This window comes from Streptomyces sp. RK62 (assembly GCF_018070255.1).
Classification (GTDB): Bacteria; Actinomycetota; Actinomycetes; order Streptomycetales; family Streptomycetaceae; genus Streptomyces; species Streptomyces nigra.
Genome location: NZ_JAGPYD010000017.1, coordinates 131,668 through 150,648, shown reverse-complemented (window position 1 = coordinate 150,648; position 18,981 = coordinate 131,668). Strand labels below are relative to the sequence as shown.

Sequence of the window (18,981 nt, the reverse complement as noted above, 5' to 3'; positions counted from 1 at the left end):
CACCCCACCCCGCCTACTCGATCGTCAGGAACCGCTGCACCAGCGAGGCGAGCAGCACCGCGAGCAGCGGCAGCGAGAACCAGAAACTGCTCTGCAGCCGGCTCAGCTGCCGCACGCCCGGCGGCGTCGCCACCCGCACGATCTCGCGGGCCGCCAGCAGCAGGATCAGCGCGACCGCCGCGATACCGCCGACCACCGACCACGGCGTCCATGTCACCTGCGGCCCGATCGGACCCGGATCGGCCTTCGGCACCGCGCCCTCCGGCTGCTCGCGCAGTGCGTACATGGTGACGTCCGCGTTGGCGAAGACCCGCTTCAGCTCGGGCCTGGCGTCCAGGTTCTTCAGCAGCCGGGTCTCCCAGGTCGGCGAGTAGCCCACGTCCAGCCGCAGGAACGTCACCTGCCCCCGGTTGACCATCAGATACGAGTTCGGGCCCGCGTCCTTCAGCGCCTTCACCAGGCCCGACACCAGGACCGGGTCGGCCGGCGCCTGCGTCGGCAGATAGGAGACCTTCTCCATGTCCCGGGCGCCCCACGGCATCGCGGGCGTCACGTCCTCGACCGGGTCGCTGCTCAGCCACAGCAGCCGCAGACTCGGATCGTCGTGGGCGTACACGTACTCCATGGCGGCGACCTCGCCGGGCCGCACCCGCTCGAACGGCTCGTTGCCCCACCGGGCCACCAGGAAGCCGCCCATGAGGACCAGGCCCGCCATGAGCGCGGCCAGCGGGGCGAGGCTCACCCGGTCCTTCTCGCGCTCCTCGGCGGTGACGCCGGTGCGCGGGAAGAGCGCCAGCCCGGTGAGCAGGGCCGCCCCGGGCAGGGCGAACATGAAGACCCGCAGAGCCATCTCACCGCCGTACGACTGCATGCCGAAGCCGAGGAACGGCACGAAGGTCAGGACGAGCAGCGAGCGCTCCCGGTAGTGGTGGAAGCGCCGGCGCCACCAGCCCCAGCAGGCGAACGCCATCACGCCGCCGGCCAGCAGGACACGGACGTACAGCACGAGCTGGTGGGTCGAACTGCCGCCCTCGATCCGGCCGGAGACGGAGGAGGTGACATTCCCGCCGACCCCGCCGACCCCGCCGAACAGCTCGTCGAAGTGCCCCGACCAGTACGGCTCGGCGAGGAAGCCGATCCACGCGGTCACCATCACGCCGAACAGGACGGGCAGCCCACGCAGTTCGCTCCGGCCGACCAGCACCAGCGCCGTCACCACGCCCAGCATCACGAACGGGGTCAGCTGGTGGGCGGGGACACTGGCCGCGAACAGCCCGATCACCACCGCCAGCAGCACGGCCCGCTGCCGCCGGTCCGCCGGCTCCACCTCCAGCTCGCCGGGCCGGCGCCGCGTCCAGATCACGCGCGGGGCGCGGAACCAGACCAGCAGGACGGCCGCGAAGGCCAGATACAGCAGATACGTGAAGCCCTGCGGGGAGAAGTAGTCCTGGCCCACCCAGCCGGCCAGCACGAAGACCCAGACGCCGGTCCACTTGGCCCGCCAGCTCGCCCGCATATGGCGGACCAGCAGGAACATCGGCACCAGGTACAGCAGTTGGATGGCCGTCGGCCACCAGCGGACGACCTCGGTCAGGTCCTCGACCCCGCAGGCCCGCGCGACGAACGCGGCCGCCGCGAAGAAGCCCGGCCAGCTCCAGCGCGCGTCCAGGTCGGGCACGGCGGAACCGGTGCGGTCGATGTAGTCGAGGAAGCCCAGATGCTGCCAGGCCGTCGCGAACCGCGGCTCGGTCTCGATCAGCGCGGGCAGGGCGTGCAGCGACACGACCGTCGCGAGCAGCGTGACCAGCAGCAGCGCCCGGTGCTCGCGGTTCAGCCACAGCAGCGAGGCGAACACGACGGTCAGCAGGGCCGCGCCCAGCAGCGTCGGCGGCGGCAGCACCGAGATCAGCCCGAGCCCGCCCATGCCGTCCAGGTCGCTCTCCCCGAGCCGCAGCGCGGGCACCCAGTACAGCAGCAGCGCCGCCACCAGCAGACAGCCCAGCACGACACCGACCCGGGTCGGCGGCAGCAGCTTCCGCCGTCCGGCCGCGGCGGGCCGTCGTACGGACTCCTCGGGCACGGACTTCTCGAGTACGGCCTCCTCGGGTGCCGCTTCGGGTTCCTCCACGGCGGCCGTCACCTCGCCCTTGCCCGCGTCGAAGGCGTCCTCGAACGGCGCGTCCACCTCGCCGGGACCCGCCGACGCCTCCGCGCCCGGCTCCCGCCCCGACTCCAGCGGCAGCCCCGCCTCCGCCGCGCGGGCCCAGGTGGGCCGGTGCTGAGGGCGGATCCGCGGGGTGCCCGTGGGCGGGGTGCCCGGTCCGGGCCGGACGTCGGGCCGGCGTTCCAGATGGTCGAAGTCGACATGGATGCCGAGCGCGAGGGTGTCGCTGTCCAGCGCCCAGCCCTTGCGCGCCCCCGTGGACGTCTCGCGCGCCCCCAGGTCGGCCAGATCGCCGTCGGGGGCCGCGTCCTCGGGTACCTCCGCGCCGGAGCCCCGCACTGTCCGGTACAGCCGGGGCGCGGCGATCGCGACGATCACCGAGAGCGCGGCGATCTCGGCGACACCGGCGCCCGTCAGCCCCATCCGGGGCAGCAGGAGCAGCGTCAGACCCAGCACCAGGGCGCACAACAGCCCCTGCAGCCAGGCCAGTCCCGCGGTACGGCTCTGCGCACGCAGCACCGCGAAGTACGTCTCCATGACGACCCGCAGCAGCCCGCCCACCGCGAACCAGCGCAGCAGCGGGGTCGCCGCGTCCGCGTAGCCCGCGCCGAACACGCCCAGGATCCAGGGCGCCCCGAAGAACAGCACCGCCGAGACCGGCACCATGATGCGGGCCATGCGGACGAGCGCGGCACGGGTGTCGCCGGCCAGCCGTCCCGGCGCGTGCGAGCCCTCCACGGTCAGCGAGGCGCCCATGTTGATGGCGAGCAGGTTCACGGTGCCGCCGATGGTGGCGGTGATGTAGAAGTACGCGTTGTCCTCGGCGGAGACCCGGGCCGCCACGATCACCGGGATGAGGTAGACGACGGCGAGGGAGAACAGGGAGCCGGTGTAGTCCCCGGCCAGGAACCGGCCGACCTCCCGCAGCGACGGCGGCCGCGCGTGCTCCTCGGTCGCCGCCATGTGCCGGGGCACCAGCCGGCGGAACACCAGCCAGCCCAGCGGCAGCACCGACACCGCGATCGCCGCCACCCACGACACGAAGACCCCGGCGGTCGGGATCGCCACCGCGAACGCCACCAGCAGGCCCAGCTTCACCGCCGAGAACACGGTGTTGCCGACGGGCACCCATACCGCGCTGCGCAGCCCGGTCAGCACCCCGTCCTGCAGGGTGAGCAGATTCCAGGCGACGACCGCCAGGACGAAGAACAGCCCGTTCAGCGGGCCCTGCAGGAACCGGTACGACGGCCCCCACAGGTCCAGCGTCAGCAGGAACACCCCGGCGGCCAGCGCCACCACTACACAGCTTCCCGCGTACGTACGGAAGATGAGGCGGCCCGTCGTCCGCCCGGCCACCGGTATGAACCGGGCCAGCGCCCCGGTCAGCGCCACCGCCGTCAGTCCGGCGAGGAACTTCATCGCGGCGATCGCCGCCGACCCCTGGCCGACGGCGGACTCGGAGTAGTAGCGGGCGGCGGCCAGCCAGAAGCCCAGCCCCAGCACCGCCGACACCCCGGTGTTGATCATCAGGGCGTAGGCGTTGCGGAACAGCTGGCTGCCGCCGCCGGAGGACCTGCCCAGGCCGGGCAGGCGAAGGCGGCGCCCCGGCTTCTCGGGCGCCGTCGCGTCGGCGGGGGCGGGCTCGGTGGTGGTCGTCGTGTCAGACACGGGTACGGATGGCCTTCCGGCGGACCTGACGGGCTCTGCGGACCACGGCGTACCCCTTGGTCAGGGCACGGTCCCTGGCGAACGTACGGGCGATGGCACGGCCCTCGACCAGCCGCCCGAACTCCTCGGCACCGGTCGTGCGGCGCACGGTGAGCCGGGTGAGCCGGTACGGGCCCTGCCGGCGCCGGGCGAGGCCGTTGCCGACGGCGAGCGCCTGGGCGTACCCGGTCTCCCGCACCGCCTCGCGCACCCGGCGGCTGGAGTAGCCGTACGGATAGGCGAACGAGACGGGAGCCGTGCCCAGCTGGTCGGAGACGATCTCCCGGCACAGGATGAGCTCCGAGCGCAGCCGGTCGTCGGGGAGCTGGTCGAGCTGCGGATGGGTGTGGCTGTGGCCGCCGATCTCCACGCCGGCGGCGGCCAGTTCGCGTACCTGCTCCCAGTCCAGCATGGTGTCCAGGCCGCCGCCCATGTCGTGCGGGCCCTTCAGCCAGCCCGTGGAGACGAACACCGTGGCCGTGAAGCCGTGGGCGCGCAGCACGGGCAGGGCGTGCCGGTGCACGCCCGCGTAGCCGTCGTCGAAGGTGATCAGCACCGGCCGCTCGGGCAGCGGCTTCCCGGAGCGCCAGTGCTCGGCGAGCTCAGCCGTCCGCACCGGCGTCAGCCCCAGGTCGCCGATCAGGGCCATCTGCTCGGCGAACGCCTCCGGCGCCACCGACAGCTCGCGGGTCGCGTCGTTCGGCGCGGTGGAGACCGCGTGGTACATCAGGATCGGCACCGGCGTATCGCTCATCCCGTCCCCCCTTCGGCGCCCGGCGATCCCTCGATCCCGGCCACCGCGTACGTGGCGCCGCCCCGGCGCACGCGGACACTCCCGACGACGTACCCACCGGCCGCCGTCAGCACCCCCGCCACGATCGCGCCCGCCCGCCCCGCGCCCCCCGGCCGGGTGAGCAGCGCGTCCCGCAGGCCGCGCGCCACCCCGGCCGGCAAAACCCGGGTCGTGTACCGGCGTTCGGACTCCAGCCCCTTGTCCGCGCCCACACTGCGGGCCACCAGGGCCTTCGACAGGCCCTCCGCGTAGGTGCGGGTGCGGAAGTACCGGAAGCGCTCCCGCGGCCCGGGCACCCGGTGGTGGATGACCGCACGGTCGTCGATCAGCAGCACCGCGTCCGGCCGGGCACGGGTGAGCCGGATGCACAGCTCCGTCTCCTCGCAGCCCAGCGGCAGCCGGTCGCCGTCGCGGCCGATGCCGGTCGCGAAACCGCCCGCGACGTCGAAGGCCGTACGGCGGAACGAGGCGTTGCCCCCGAGGACGTTGCGCACCTTCGTCCGGCCGCCGGGCAGGCCCCGGTAGGTGCAGCCGACGACCCAGTCGAACTCCTCCGGGAACCAGTCCGGGCGGCGGCCGGACGCCCAGATCGGCTCGGTGCGCCCGCCGACGGCCATGACCCGCGGATCGTCGTACCCTTCCGCGAAGTACTTCAGCCAGTCCCGCTCGGCGACGGCGTCGTCGTCGAGGAACGCGACGACCTCCCCGCGGGAGGCCGCGATCCCCGTGTTGCGGCCGGCCGACAGACCGCGCGGACCCGCGTTGGCCAGCACCCGCACCTCGGGCGTCTCCTTGTACTCCTTGGCCAGCCGGTCCAGGAGCGCCTGGTTGTGGTCGACGACCAGCAGGGTCTCCAGGGCCGGGTACGCCTGCGCCCGCACCGAGGCGACCGCGGCGAGGATGTCCTCCCAGCGGTCCTCGGTGTAGACGCAGATCACGACGGAGACGCCGGGACCGCTCAAGACGTCTCTCCCCGGACCGAGGAGCGCGAACCGACCGAGGTGAGCACGGGGGAGTGCGCGGCGGCGCTGCGGCGGCGCAGCGCACGCCGGTTGGAGCGCTCACTGAGGATGACCCGCAGCACCCGCAGGCCGTCGCGCACGGCCCGCAGATTGCTGGTGCCGTGGATGCGGAGGTACTCGTGGCTCGGTATCTCCTGCACCTTCAGCCCGGCCTTGACGACCCGGATGTTCATCAGGGTCTCCACCTCGAAGCCGGTGCAGTCGAGGTCGATCTTGTCCAGGCAGTGCCGCCAGAACGCGTTGTACCCGTAGCAGAGGTCGGTGTAGCGGGCACCGAACTTGCGGTTGACGGCCGTGCACAGCGCCCAGTTGCCGAGCTTGCGGATGAGCGTCATGTCGTCGGTGCCGCCGCCGTTGGCGAACCGCGAGCCCTTCGCGAAGTCCGCGCCCGAGACCAGGGCGGAGACATAGCTCAGGATCTCGTTGCCGTCGGCGGAGCCGTCCGCGTCGACCATGACGATGATGTCGCCGGTGGCCGCCTCGAACCCGGTGATCAGGGCATCCCCCTTGCCCTTGCCGCGCTGGCGCACGACCTTCACCTCGGGCCACAGCTCACGGGCCACCTCGACGGTCCCGTCGGTGGAGTTGCCGTCCACCAGGACCACCTCGTGGATCCAGTCCGGCAGGGTCTTGAAGACGTACGGAAGGTTCTCCGCCTCGTTCATGGCCGGGATCACCACGCTCACGGGCGGTGCGATGGCCAGGTGCGAGGAGACGGGCCGGTAGCCGGCCGGTGACGGATCGTGGCCCGGGACCGCCGGGCGCAGCACAGAACTCATGAGTCGGTCCCTCTCGTCCGGTGGACCGCCCGCCCCTGGGCGGCCCGGTGAAGTGTCCGGTTCGAAAGGGGGGTTGTCTCACCCCGGCACGGCGACTGGCTCCGGCCGTGTCCGTGGTGAGCTGGCATGTCTGGCCGGCCACCCGAAAGAGCGGCGGCCGGTCGCGCGGCACGACTCGGTCGAACATGCGGACACGTTCACCGAGCACCCCCCTACCGCGTCCCGCTCCGGTGCCGTCCTGCGGTCCCTCGGTCCCTCCCCTGGAGCCGCGGGCCGACCGTCCGATGCGGGTGAGATGTACGACGGTATTGACGATTGACACTGTATGGCAAGAGCTGGAACCAGCTCCCACGTTTTTGTTGTTTTGGCCGTTACGTACGTCCTGACCGGATCCTGCCCATACGTTTGAGCAACCGGTCCGCCGGTTCGAAGAGCTCCGGCCGGGACTGCACGGTGTTGCGCAGCGCACGGACCGGGGCACGCCGTGCCCGGTGTCCGAACGCGACCGGGTGACGCCGGGTCACCCACCCCTCCGACACGGTCAGCTCCCGTGTCTTCAGGGAGTCCTTGTACTCCTTCTGGCCCCGGCCGAGATCCAGGTGGGCGATGCCGTCCGCGGCCGCCGCCTCGGCCATCCGCAGATGCAGCACCAGGCCCGGCGAGTACTTCGAGAACGCCGGGTCGTACGCCGGGAACCAGCACGCCAGGATCCGCTCGCTGCGCAGCCCGAAGTGGGCGGCGACCGGCTTGCCGTCCGCGTACAGCACGGACAGGACACCCGCGAAGGAGTCGGAGCGGGTGTGGAAGAGCTGCTCCACGAGCCGGGTGATCCACTCCTGTGCGAAGCGGTCGCTGCGGCCCGTCCTGCGGTACTGGGCCGACTTCCACGCCATCAGGGTGCGCAGCGCGGCCGGATCACGCTCGTCGTGCACGTACCGCACGTCCTCGTGGTCGCGGGCCAGCTTGCGCTCCTTGGCCAGGGTGGTGCGGGTGAACTTGGGCGCCCGCGCCCGCAGATGCGCCAGATACGCGTCGTAGCCCTGGTCGACGTCCATGACGGGCGACGGGAAGCTGCCGGTGGCGGCCGGCGCGAACGCCGTCTGCCCGTCCACCAGGTGGTCGAACTCCCATACGGCGAGCCCGCACGCCTTCAGCAGCTCCCGGGCGTCGAAGGTGAAGCCGGGCCGGTGCACGACGCCCTGGGCGTCCGAGACGCCGAGACCGATGGCCCGTCCGACACCGGTGGCCGTCCGCTGGAACGGGAGGAACGCGACCGGTTCCCCGCCCTCCCGGACGACCGCGATCCGCACCCCGCGCCGGCAACGGCCCACGGCGAGCGCGAACTCGGATGACAGGAACGGGTTGCCCAGCTCGGGCGCGCCCTGGAGATGGGCCTTGGACTGGATGGAGGTCCAGGCCGCCCGGTCGGCGGCGGTGAGCTCGCCGGGGCGGTACACGCTGATGTCCACGTCAGACCGTCCGCCTTCGCATGATGACGAGCAGGAGGATGAGCGCGCTGATCGCGGTCACCGCCACGATCCCGCCGCGTACCGACCACTGGTGCAGGGCCAGCATGGCCTGGGCCACCAGCATGTCGAGGACGACGGCGCCCGCGACCGAGGCCACGAGACGGCCGAAGGGATCGAGGCCGCGCAGCGCGGCGCCGATGGCCGCGGCCGGTGCGGCGAGGAGGAAGAACAGGGTGAACGGGCCGCGCAGCGGCGAGTCGGAGCCGGTGAGCGCGAGGACCGCGCCGATCGCCCCCACCGCCGTCGCGGCACCGGCGAGCAGCGGCGTCAGGTCCCTCCCCGGTCCTTCTCGCTCGCGCTCGGCGTCCTCGGACGTCGTTGTCGTGCCATGGATGGTCTGCATTGGCGACTTTGCCCCCCGAAGCGCCGGATGCCAGGCTTCAATGTGGCTCAGGGGCATATCGGCCGTCAAGATGCGGATGGCCCCTTGACAACCGTTCGTCCCCCGTTCACAGCCGGACGGCCCCCGGGGGCTGTGACGCCTCCGGGGGCCGGTGGTGCGGATGGTTCAGGGGTGGGTCAGCGCACCAGCTTCAGCAGCCGGTTGGGGGAGCCGCTGCCCGGGCTGGTGACCACGTTGGTGGTGGCGCCGGACGTCAGGGCCGAGGCGACCGCGGCCGGGGTGGCCGAGGTGTGGCCCGCCAGATAGACGGCGGCCGCTCCGGCGACGTGCGGGGTCGCCATCGAGGTGCCGGAGATGGTGTTCGTCGCGGTGTCGCTGGTGTGCCAGCCCGCCGTGATCGAGGAGCCCGGCGCGAACAGGTCGAGCACCGAACCGTAGTTGGAGTAGCCGGCGCGGGCGTCCGTGCTGGTGGTGGCCCCGACGGTGATCGCCTGGGTGACCCGCGCCGGGGAGTACGAGGAGGCGTTGGCGCTGGAGTTGCCGGCCGCCACGGCGTAGGTCACGCCGCTGGAGATGGAGTTGCGGACGGCGGTGTCCAGGGCGGTGGAGGCGCCGCCGCCGAGGGACAGGTTGGCCACCGAGGGACCGGAGTGGTTCGCCGTCACCCAGTCGATGCCCGCGATCACGCCCGCCGTGGTGCCGGAGCCGTTGTTGTCCAGCACCCGGACCGCGACGACCTTCGCCTTCTTGGCCACACCGTAGGTGGAGCCGGCGATGGTGGTGGCCACATGGGTGCCGTGGCCGTTGCCGTCGGAGGCGGTGGTGTCGCCGTCGACGGCGTCGTAGCCGTAGGACGCGCGGCCGCTGATCTGCTGGTGGGTGATGCGCACACCGGTGTCGATGACGTAGGCGGTCACCCCGCTGCCCGCGCTGTCCGGGTAGGTGTAGGTGCCGGAGAGCGGCAGGGCGCTCTGGTCGATGCGGTCCAGGCCCCAGGGCGCGTTGCTCTGGGTGGTGTCGGCCAGGCGGACGGTCTGGTTCTGCTCGACCGACGCGACGGCCGGGTCGGCCGCGAGTCTCTTCGCCTCACCGGCCGAGAGGGTGGCGGAGTAGCCGTTCAGCGCCGCGCCGAACGTCTTCCTGACCGTGCCGCCGTACCGCTTGACGAGGTCCTTGCCCGTGCCGGAGGCGGCCTTCAGCCCGGCGGTCTTCTTCAGCGTGACGATGTAGCTGTCCTTGACGGCCGTGGGGGAGCCGGCCGCAAGAACGGTGCCCTCGGCCGGGGCGGCCTGGGCGGGCAGGGAGCCGAGTCCCGCGACGAGTGCGGCGGCCAGGCCGGATATCGCGGCGTACCGGAGCGTGGTGTTACGCAGTGGTGCCATTGCGAGGGAGTCCTCCTCCAGGCGGTGCGCAGGGGTGGTGCGCGCACATGTGGGGGGTGTGTGCGGTCGTCGCACACACGGCCGGACGGCGGGTGCCGCGCCGGGCCGAGATCAAGGCTCCGCAACCCCTGGCGACCCGACAAGGGAGTTGACGACCTGTCAATGACCTTGTCATGGCCACGAAATAAAACACGCCGCCTCGGATGCGTGATGCCCGAAAAAGTTTTGGCATGAACACTTCCACTCAACACGCGTAGTTGGTACGACGGTTACGGCAGAGATCCTGCTATAGGGAGGTTCCATGAGACGTTCCCGACTTTCCGTACACGTCGCCTCACTCCTCCTCGCCATCGGCACCGCCCTCACCGGGGCGGCCACGGCGCAGGCCGCCGACACCGCAGCAGCGGGCGGCTATGTGGCGCTCGGCGACTCCTACTCCTCGGGCCTCGGCGCCGGCAGCTACATCAGCTCCAGCGGCGACTGCAAGCGCAGCTCGAAGGCGTACCCGGCCCTCTGGGCCGCCGCCAACTCACCCTCGTCCTTCGACTTCACGGCCTGCTCGGGCGCTCGTACGGGTGATGTCACCGCGAGTCAGCTCAGCCCGCTCACCGCCTCCACCGCCCTGGTGACGGTGTCCATCGGCGGCAACGACGCCGGATTCGCCGACATCATGACGACCTGTGTGCTGCAGGGCGACAGCGCCTGCGTCTCACGCATCAACACCGCCAAGGCGTTCGTCGACACGACCCTGCCGGGCCGCCTGGACGCCGTCTACAACGCCATCCGCTCCCGGGCACCGGCCGCCAGGGTCGTCGTGCTCGGCTACCCCCGCTTCTACAAGCTCGGCGCCTCCGGCTGCGTCGGCCTGTCCGAGACCAAGCGCCGGGCGCTCAACGACGCCGCCGACCACATCGACGCCGCCATCGAGAAGCGGGCCCGTGACCACGGCTTCGCCTTCGGCGACGTACGGACCACCTTCGCCGGGCACGAACTGTGCTCGGGCAGCTCGTGGATGCACTCCGTGAACTGGCTCAGCATCTCGGAGTCGTACCACCCGACGGCCGCGGGCCAGTCGGGTGGTTATCTGGCCGCCCTCAACTCCGCGAGCTGAACGGCCCCTAGGCGTCCGGTGACTCGCCGGACGACGGCGAGGCCCCGCCCGACGGGGTCTCGCTCGTACACGTCACCGAGAACGGCACGGACGCCGACTTCGTTTTCACCGGATCGCGCACCTCGACGGAGATCGCGCTCTCGAACGTGCCGCTCTCGTCGTACGTCGTCAGAAACACCCTGTCCTGCTTGGTCCGGTCGCCGCCCGCCGGGAAGGACAGGGTCTTCCAGCCCTGGTCCATGACGTCGCCGTCCTCCGCCACCCAGCGGTAGACGACCTGCGCGGGCAGCCGGCCCACGGTGAACGTCGCCGTGAACGACGGGGCCTGGCCGCTCGGCGGCGGACAGACGCCGTCGTAGTCCGTGTGGGCGCCGGTCAGCGTCACCCGCACGGACTGCGGCGTGGACGACGGGGACGCGCTCCGGCTCGGACTCGGACTCGGCGTCGGCTCCTCGGTGGCGGGCTCCTCCTTCGTCCCGGTCGCCGCCGTCCCACCGCCCGTCGCGGTGGCGGTCTCCCCGCCCGCCCTGCCCCCGTCGCCGTCACCGCGGTTCAGCAGGGCGTACGTCAGACCTCCCACCGCGAGCGCGAGCACGATGACGCCCGCGATCAGCACCGGCCCGGCCCGGCGGTCACGCTCGGAGCGCATCGGAGCCGTGCCGTCCACCGGGGTCCCGGTGGGCCGGGTGGGGCCGGGCGGCGGGACCGGGGCCGTCGGAGCGGTCCGTTCGGGCGCCGGGAACGCGGCGATCGTCGGGGCGTACGCGGACGCCCCCGCGCCGGTGCCGGGGAGGGTGCCCCCGGCCGCGACGACCCGCAGATCCTCCTGCGCCCGCGCGGCCGGCAGCCGCTCGGCCGGGTCCTTGCGCAGCAGCCCCTCGATGACGGGGGTGAGCGGCCCGGCGCGGCGCGGCGGCGGCAGCTCCTCGTCGACGATGGCGCGCAGGGTGCTCAGCGGAGTGTCCTGACGGAACGGCGAGTTGCCCTCCACGGCCGCGTACAGCAGCACGCCGAGCGACCACAGGTCGGACTCCGGGCCGGGCGTGCGGCCCAGCGCCCGCTCCGGCGCGAGGAACTCCGGGGAGCCGATGACCTCCCCGGTCATGGTCAGCGCCGAGCTGCCCTCGACCATGGCGATACCGAAGTCGGTGAGCACCACCCGGTTGTCGTTCGACAGCAGCACGTTGGCCGGTTTCACATCCCGGTGCAGCACTCCCGCGTCATGCGCGGCGCGCAGCGCGGACAGCACCCCGGCACCGATGTGCGCGGCCCGCTGCGGGCTCAACGGCCCTTCCGCGTCGAGCAGTTCGGCCAGCGAGATGCCCCGGACGAGCTCCATCACGATCCACGGCCGGCCGTCCTGCGTGGCCACGTCGTACACCGTGACGACATTGCGGTCGGCGACCCGCGCCGCCGCCCACGCCTCGCGCTCCAGCCGGGCGTACATCCGCTCGACGTCCGAGGTGGGCAGTCCGGCGGGCGCGCGGACCTCCTTGACGGCCACCTCGCGGTGCAGCAGCTCGTCGCGGGCCCGCCACACGGTGCCCATGCCGCCCTCGCCGAGCGGGGAGAGCAGCCGGTAGCGACCCGCGATCACCCGTTCATCGCCATGGTCTTCGGACACGGGCGTCCCCCCTTCGCATCCGTGCGCATTCTCCACAAAAGTAGCTCAGCCGAGTGCGGATGCCGCCCCCTGGACCACGAGTCCGGCCCCGATCAGGACGACGAGCACCGCGGACGCCAGCGGCGCCGTACGGCGGACGAGGACCGTCACGGGGTGGGTCAGCGCGCGCGGACGCCTGTCGAGCACCCGCATCGCCCCTGTACCCAGCCGGACGACGGCGAACCCGGCCGCGCCGAGCGTGAGCGCCAGCCCGGCGCCGTACGCCACGACGAGCAGCAGCCCGAACCAGGCCTTGCCGAGCGCGGCGGCGCCGACCAGCACGACGACGGCGGACGGACTCGGGACGAGCCCCCCGGCGAAGCCGAGCAGAATCGTGCCCCGCAGGGTGGGGGCGGTGGGGTGCGTGTGGGGGACACCGCCGTGGGTGTGGGTCAGCGGGGCCGTTTTCCCGTGCTCCCGGTGCTCGTGCACATGGTCGTGGGGGTGCGGGTGGGCGTGGTCGTGCGGATGGGGATGGGGATGGGGGGCCGGGGCGGTGCCGGGGGAGGCGCCGACGAGCACCGGATGGCGCTCGTGGGCGTGCTCGGGGTCGGACTCGCCCGGGTGGGGGTGCGGATGGGGATGCCCGTCGTGGTCGTGGGGGTGCTCGTGGCCGTGCCCCGACGCGTGGCCGTGCCCGGAGGCGCGCAGGTGCCAGGCGCGGCGGGTCAGGGTCACACCCGCCGCGATCACCAGGGCGCCGCTCGCGACCCCCAGCCAGGTGATCACCGAGGGTGCCGCCGCCGAGCCGGCGGTGACCAGCAGGCCGAGCGCCACCACGCCCAGGGTGTGGGTGACGGTCACCGAGGCGGCCAGCGGCAGGACGTCCCGCATCCGGGCCCGCCCCCCGCGCGCGGTCGCCACGGCCGCCATCATCGTCTTGCCGTGCCCCGGGGCGAGCGCGTGCAGCGCGCCGAGGAAGACCGCGAGCAGCAGGGCGAGCGCCGCGAAGCCCACGGTCAGCTCACGGCGGGAGACCAGGTCGTCCAGGGCGCGCGTCCAGCGGTCGGCGCCGCGCGGCAGGACGGAGGACGCGCCGTCCTCGGTGTCCGCGTTGGACGCGCCGGACGCGGCGAGGGCCGGACCGCCGGGCCGCACCCGCAGGGACGCGGACCGCGTGTCGGCGGGGGAGGACAACAACTCCTCCGGATACTCGCTCAGTTCACCGGAGACCGACGTCCCCGGTACGTCCGAGGCGGTCAGCGTCATCCGGTCGCCGCGCGCCGTGATCTCCCGCCAGCCGGGCCCGGCCTCCCCGCCCGCAGCCGTGAACTCCACGGTGTGCGCGGCCTTTTCGGGCAGTGGTGCCGTCAGCGCGCACTCCACCCGCAGGGTGTCGAGCCCCGCCTGTCCGGGCCGTACCCGCGCCCGGCTTGCCGTCACCGTCAGCGGGGCCTCGCGGCCGTCGACCGTGACCTCGCCGTCCCGGGCCGCGCTCGCGCAGCGCTCCCGGGCCCAGGCCGTCAGGCCCGCCTTCTCGATCGCGGGTTCGGCCTGGGTCGCCGGGATCTCGGCCAGGTCCTCCACGTGGGCGACGCGCAGCTCGCCGGGGGCGACGACCAGGCCGTCGTACCGGTTGACGGTGAAGTTGCCGAGGGGGTGCGCGCTCGCGGGCGGCGCGGTGAACAGGGCGAGCGCACAGGCCGCCGTGAGGACGGCGGCGCCGGAGGCGGCCACGCGGCGCGGGCTCATCGGTCCGCCTCCAGGTCCGCGAGGGCCGCGCGCGCGTCCCGGGCGCCCAGCGGTGCGAAGCCCGGGTTCAGCTTGAGGGCGGCCCGCAGATGGGTGCGCGCGTCGTCCGTGTGGCCGGTGGCCCGCTCGATGATCCCTTGGTGGTACAGGAACACGGCGTTGCGGTAGCCGGTGGCCGTGGCCCGGCGGGCGTAGGACAGCGCCTCGTCGTCCTTGCCGTTGACGTGCAGGGCCCAGGCGAGGGCGTCCGCGGTGTGCACGGTGCGGCGGCGTTCGTACTCGGCGCGGGCGGCCCGCAGGGCGGCCGCCTTGTCGCCGTGGTCGGCGGCGGCCAGCGCGGTGTCGAGGTCGGCGTTGACGCCGTTCGCGCGGGCGAGTGACGTCCAGGCGTCGACCAGGGCGTACTGGTCGTCCGCGGCGGCCCGGTCGCCGGCCGCCTCGTACAGCTCGCCGAGGGCGACCAGCGGACCGGGCAGCGGGAAGCGGGTGACGACGTCCTTCAGGCCCGCGATCGCACCGGCCCGGTCGCCGTCGGCGGCCCGTGCCCGGGCCCGGCCCTCCAGGGCGGGGAGGTAGTTCTCGTCGGCGGCGAGCGCGCGGGCGTAGTGGGTGAGGGCCGGCTCGTACTCGCCCTGGTTCCAGGCGAGCTGGCCCAGCTGGGTGGCGACGTAGGCGATGTCGCCGGGGGCGGACGCCGAGGACAGCGCCTGCTCCAGCACGCGCCGGGCCGTACGGACGTCGCCGCGCAGCTCGTGGACGTACGCGTACCGCGTGAAGACCGGGATGCCCGGACGGCGGTCGTCGGCGGTGTCCGCGGCCTCGGCGGCGGCGTCGTAGCGGCCGAGCTCGACGAGGGCGTCCACCCGGACGCACAGGGCGCGTTCGCTGTACGGGTTCTCCTTCAGGGCCCGCTCCGCGAGGGCCAGGGCGTCCTCGAAGTCGTGCCGGGCGGCGGCGAGCGCGGCCCGGCCGGCCAGCGCCTGGTCGTTGCGGGGCGACAGCGCCAGCGAGCGCTTGAACGCCCGCTCGGCCTGCGGATAGCGCGAGGGGTCGCCTTTGGTGCGGGCCTGCTCGACATAGGCGAGGCCCAGCGTGGCCCAGCCGCCGAAGTCCCGGGGCTGATCGCGCAGATGGGACTGGAGGGCCGTGATGCCCGTGTCCAGGTCGCCCGAGGCGAGCAGCCCCGGCGAGACGGCGGCCGAGGCGGGCGCGACCCGCGGGGCGTCGCCGCCGGCGCCCAGGGCCACGGAGCCCCCGGTGACGGCGACGGCCAGCAGGGCGGCGCAGCCGGTGAGGTGCAGGGCGCGCCGGCGGGCGGCGGCGAAGCGGCGCAGCGCCGCGACCCGGCCGCCGTCCTTCGCCCCGGCCCCGTCCTGCGGGGGCCCCGCCCCCTCACCCCCGGCGGGGGCCGCCGGGTCCGGGCCCGCGCCACGCTCGGGCGTGGGCTCCTGCGGGGTGTCGTGCGTGGGCGGGACCATGCCCTCTCCTCGATGGGTGTCGTCGACGGTGGTGGTCGGGTGGTGCGACGCGGCCCGCGCCGTGGGGGATGAGTACGTTCGCGGGCCGCGCCGGGTCGATGGCCGGTCGGGTCAGGGTCTTTCGTTTGGATCAGGCCGGATCAGGCCGAGCCCGGCATGATCCGAACGAGAGGCCCTAGTAGGCCCGGTCCCGCATCCGGCGCCACCACAGGAGGGCGCCGCCGATCAGCATGATGCCGAGGGCTCCGGCGCCCGCCGATCCGGCGATCAGCGCCATGTCGTCCGTGCCGCCGGACGCGCCGGCCGGCTGGAGCGCGTCGCCGAGCTGGCTGCGGACGTCTGTCTCGCCGTCCGTGCCCTTGGCGAGCGGGCCGCGCGAGCCCTCCGTCGGCAGGGCGACGTACGGGAAGGACTTCTCGAACTCCTTGTCGTTCTTGTCGACCGCGTCGCCCAGGTCGTTCTTGGCGCCCAGCAGCTCGCCCTCCACGACCTGGAGGGAGGCGTCGATCACGTCGTCGGTGAGCCGGCGGCCGTTCGGGAAGCCCGCGTTGTCGCCGTCGAGGACGCCGAGCCGCTTGGGCTTGTCCGTCGGCTTGATCGACGTGTTCAGGCGCAGCATCTCCGAAGGCGTCACGTGCGGCGGCTGGTTGAGGCCCTTCACGCCCTTGAGGAAGACGTCGACCAGGTCGTTGCGCGGCTCGTCGGGTGCGGGGATCTTGTAGATCGCCTCGATGAGCTTGGGCAGTTCGGGGTTGGTGACGTTCTTCAGGAACTTGGCGTCGTCCCAGGGCGAGGACGCGTTGAACCGGTCCTTGTCCTTGATCGGGTTGACGACCTCGTTCACCAGCGGGCTGCCCAGGCGCGAGACCTGCTCGAAGTAGCCCTTGGCGTTCTTGCGCTGTGTGGTCGACCAGATGCCGACGATCGGCTGGTCCGCCGACTCGGCGAGCATGTGGTTCGGGACCTGGAGGGCTATGGAGTTGACGTTGTAGCCCTTGAGGGTGTCGTTGCCGACCTCGGAGAGATTTCCGCCGTACAGCAGGTCGAAGACCCGCAGGTCCAGGAAGAACGGGTCGTCGGCCTGACCGGCGAAGGTCGTGGTGCCGCCGTGCAGTTCGTGCACGGCCTCCTCGCGCAGCTTCGCGTAGTCGGGCATCGACGCCTTGCCGACGTTCGACGGCGCCACGGGGACGTCGTTGGCGATCTTCGTCTTCGAGACCAGGTGCTGGTCCTTCAGCTTCAGCAGCTCGATGTCGTACGTCTGTGTGATGTTGAGGTCGGGGTCGTCGAGGCTCTCGACGGGTCCCGTGTTGTAGAGGAACGTCTTCTTGTTCTTCGTGTGCGTGTCGAACGTGAAGCGGTACAGGAGCTCGCCCTGCGCGTCCCCGTTGTTGTCGACGTGGATGTCGTACTGGGCGTCCTCGGCGAACGGGAAGAAGTTCGGTCCGCCCGCGGGCTCCTCGAACGGTATCCAGTTCGCCACGATCGTCGTCGTGTCCGGCTTGTCCGGGCTGACGAACGCGTACACGTCCGTGTTGTCGTACTGCGGTGTCCCCGAGATGAGCGGGGCCTCGCGGTGGCTGGAGGCGGAGGCCGCCCCCGGTTCCAGCGCGGTCACACCGGCGGCTGCGAGCCCGCCGGCGGCCAACGCACCACATACGAGGGTCGCGAGTCCCCTGCGTCCCGCCCCGCTCCTGGAAGTAGGTGTCATGCCGTCCGTCCTCAGTGCCAACTTGCCTGACGCACCGGGATTCGGAGTGGGGGCGGGGGCGGATTGGTCGGACACGAAAAGAATTTCCGTGCCCGTCCGACCCGCTTTTTCAGCTCTTTGATCCGTACCCCATCCGGAGGTGTGTCTGTTGCGAAGACCTCGTGGGACGGGACGGCCGAGATGCGGTCTGGCTGGAGGGGGAGACACGGTGGACGCGGACGAGCTGCTGGTGCTCGTGGCGGGCGGTGACCAGAAGGCGTTCGAAGACCTGTACGGGCTGGTGTCCGGTCCGGTCTACGGACTGGTGCGCCGGGTCGTGCGCGATCCGGCGCAGTCGGAGGAGGTGGCACAGGAGGTGCTGCTCGAACTGTGGCGGTCGGCCGCGCGGTTCGACCCGCGCCGGGGCAGCGCCCTGTCGTGGGTCCTCACCCTCGCCCACCGCCGCGCCGTCGACCGTGTGCGCAGCGCCCGCGCCGCCGGGGAACGCGAGCAGCGCGAGGCCATGCGCTCCGGGCAGCCCGCCTTCGACCACGTCGCCGAGGAGGTCGAGGCCGGGCTGGAGCGAGAATGGGTGCGCCGCTGCCTGGAACGCCTCACCGCGCTGCAGCGCCAGTCGGTCACCCTCGCCTACTACGACGGCTACACCTACCGTGAAGTGGCCGAGCGGCTGTCCCTGCCGCTGGGCACCGTCAAGACCCGGATGCGCGACGGACTCACCCAGCTGCGCAAGTGCCTGGGAGGAGTCGCGTGAGTTTCGTCGCCCGCCTGATGAGGCGCGAGGACCTGCACTCCCTCGCCGCCCCCTACGCCCTGGACGCCCTGGAGCGGGCCGAACGGCAGCGTTTCGAGAAGCACTTGAGCACATGTGAGGTCTGCGCCGCCGAGGTGCGCGCGCTGACCGAGGACGCCGTCCGGCTGGCCTGGTCGACGGCCGCGCCCCCGCCGGCCGCGCTGCGCGAGCGGGTGCTGTCCGCCGTACGGACGCTGCCGCAGGAGGGTGCCGGGCGGCCGGCGGCCCGCGCGCGGGTGCCCCAGTTGCCGCCGCATGTGTGGGGCGGCCAGCCGCCGCCGCGCCGGGCGGGCCGCCGTCCGCTGTTCGTGCCGTTCGCCACCGCCACGGCCGCCGCGGCCCTCGTCGTCGCCTCCCTGTTCGCCGTCCAGGCGAACGAGGCGCGGGACGAACTGGCCGCGCAGCGGGCCCGGGCGAGTGAGATCGCTAACGTTCTGGGCGCCTCGGACGCCCGCGCGAGCACCGGCGAGGACGCGAAGGGCCGACGGATCGGAGTGGTGGCTTCCGCATCGGAGGGGCGTGCGGTCGTCACTCTGAGCGGATACGGCGAGCCGCCCGGCGGCCGTGTGCATCAGCTCTGGCTCATGCGCCCCGGCGCGCAACCGCGCTCCCTCGGGCTCTTCGAGGGCGACACGCCCCTGATCGCGTCCGATCTCGAGACCTCGGCGACGTCACTGGCCGTCACCGTCGAGCCAGGCGGCGGCTCTCCGCAACCGACCAGCCAGCCCATTGTCCAACTCGCCCTGAAATCGGTCGGATTCGGAGAGTAATCGTCTACGGGTCGTCAACACCCTTACGGGGAAGGTGAATCCTGTGA

At 72.7% G+C, this 18,981-nt stretch carries 14 protein-coding genes; 3 read left to right on the top strand and 11 right to left on the bottom strand.

Annotated elements, in window-relative coordinates; translation table 11 throughout:
• Positions 1–13: 13 nt before the first annotated feature.
• The 7 genes from KBY32_RS29610 to KBY32_RS29580 form a co-directional block, all read right to left on the bottom strand.
• Positions 14–3,832 (bottom strand): lipopolysaccharide biosynthesis protein, encoded by a 3,819-nt coding sequence (locus tag KBY32_RS29610; protein ID WP_210982261.1) that lies wholly within the window; start codon positions 3,830–3,832, stop codon positions 14–16.
• Positions 3,825–4,625: a polysaccharide deacetylase family protein gene (locus KBY32_RS29605; protein WP_210982260.1), complete on the bottom strand. Its 801-nt coding sequence runs from the start codon at positions 4,623–4,625 to the stop codon at positions 3,825–3,827. The genes KBY32_RS29610 and KBY32_RS29605 overlap by 8 nt, the downstream gene beginning before the upstream one ends.
• Positions 4,622–5,626: a glycosyltransferase family 2 protein gene (locus tag KBY32_RS29600; protein WP_210982259.1), complete on the bottom strand. Its 1,005-nt coding sequence runs from the start codon at positions 5,624–5,626 to the stop codon at positions 4,622–4,624. The genes KBY32_RS29605 and KBY32_RS29600 overlap by 4 nt, the downstream gene beginning before the upstream one ends.
• Positions 5,623–6,465: a glycosyltransferase family 2 protein gene (locus KBY32_RS29595; RefSeq protein ID WP_115506273.1), complete on the bottom strand. Its 843-nt coding sequence runs from the start codon at positions 6,463–6,465 to the stop codon at positions 5,623–5,625. Before KBY32_RS29595 ends, KBY32_RS29600 begins: the two co-directional genes overlap by 4 nt.
• A gap of 371 nt (positions 6,466–6,836) precedes the next feature.
• The gene (locus KBY32_RS29590) at positions 6,837–7,934 is read right to left on the bottom strand and encodes a GNAT family N-acetyltransferase (protein WP_210982258.1); all 1,098 of its coding nucleotides are present in this window, start codon (positions 7,932–7,934) and stop codon (positions 6,837–6,839) included.
• Position 7,935: 1 nt separating this feature from the next.
• Entirely contained in the window at positions 7,936–8,337 is a 402-nt protein-coding gene (locus tag KBY32_RS29585; RefSeq protein ID WP_247690162.1) for a hypothetical protein, read from the bottom strand.
• Between the two features lie 176 nt (positions 8,338–8,513).
• A complete protein-coding gene (locus KBY32_RS29580) occupies positions 8,514–9,719 on the bottom strand; it encodes a S8 family peptidase (protein WP_210982257.1) in 1,206 nt (401 codons plus the stop codon).
• A gap of 301 nt (positions 9,720–10,020) precedes the next feature.
• Between KBY32_RS29580 and KBY32_RS29575 the strand changes: the two genes are divergently transcribed.
• Positions 10,021–10,830, top strand: a complete 810-nt coding sequence (locus tag KBY32_RS29575) for an SGNH/GDSL hydrolase family protein (protein ID WP_210982256.1) — start codon at positions 10,021–10,023, stop codon at positions 10,828–10,830.
• 7 nt (positions 10,831–10,837) lie between these two features.
• On the opposite strand, the gene KBY32_RS29570 is transcribed toward KBY32_RS29575, so the two are convergent.
• From KBY32_RS29570 to KBY32_RS29555, 4 genes are all read right to left on the bottom strand, one after another.
• Positions 10,838–12,454 carry a serine/threonine-protein kinase gene (locus KBY32_RS29570; protein ID WP_210982255.1) on the bottom strand — a complete coding sequence of 539 codons (1,617 nt, stop codon included), beginning with the start codon at positions 12,452–12,454 and terminating at the stop codon, positions 10,838–10,840.
• 45 nt (positions 12,455–12,499) lie between these two features.
• Positions 12,500–14,185 (bottom strand): nickel transporter, encoded by a 1,686-nt coding sequence (locus KBY32_RS29565; RefSeq protein WP_210982254.1) that lies wholly within the window; start codon positions 14,183–14,185, stop codon positions 12,500–12,502.
• Complete coding sequence (locus KBY32_RS29560) at positions 14,182–15,663, bottom strand: tetratricopeptide repeat protein (RefSeq protein ID WP_210982253.1); 1,482 nt, start codon at positions 15,661–15,663, stop codon at positions 14,182–14,184. The genes KBY32_RS29565 and KBY32_RS29560 overlap by 4 nt, the downstream gene beginning before the upstream one ends.
• Positions 15,664–15,838: 175 nt before the next feature.
• Positions 15,839–17,374: a DUF4331 domain-containing protein gene (locus tag KBY32_RS29555; protein ID WP_210982252.1), complete on the bottom strand. Its 1,536-nt coding sequence runs from the start codon at positions 17,372–17,374 to the stop codon at positions 15,839–15,841.
• Positions 17,375–17,582: 208 nt separating this feature from the next.
• Here KBY32_RS29555 and KBY32_RS29550 point away from each other — a divergent pair, with 208 nt between their 5' ends.
• Together KBY32_RS29550 and KBY32_RS29545 are read left to right on the top strand one after the other, a co-directional pair.
• Positions 17,583–18,125, top strand: coding sequence for a sigma-70 family RNA polymerase sigma factor (locus KBY32_RS29550; protein WP_055622798.1), 543 nt, complete (start codon positions 17,583–17,585; stop codon positions 18,123–18,125).
• Between the two features lie 17 nt (positions 18,126–18,142).
• Positions 18,143–18,934, top strand: a complete 792-nt coding sequence (locus KBY32_RS29545; RefSeq protein ID WP_210982301.1) for an anti-sigma factor — start codon at positions 18,143–18,145, stop codon at positions 18,932–18,934.
• Positions 18,935–18,981: the final 47 nt, after the last annotated feature.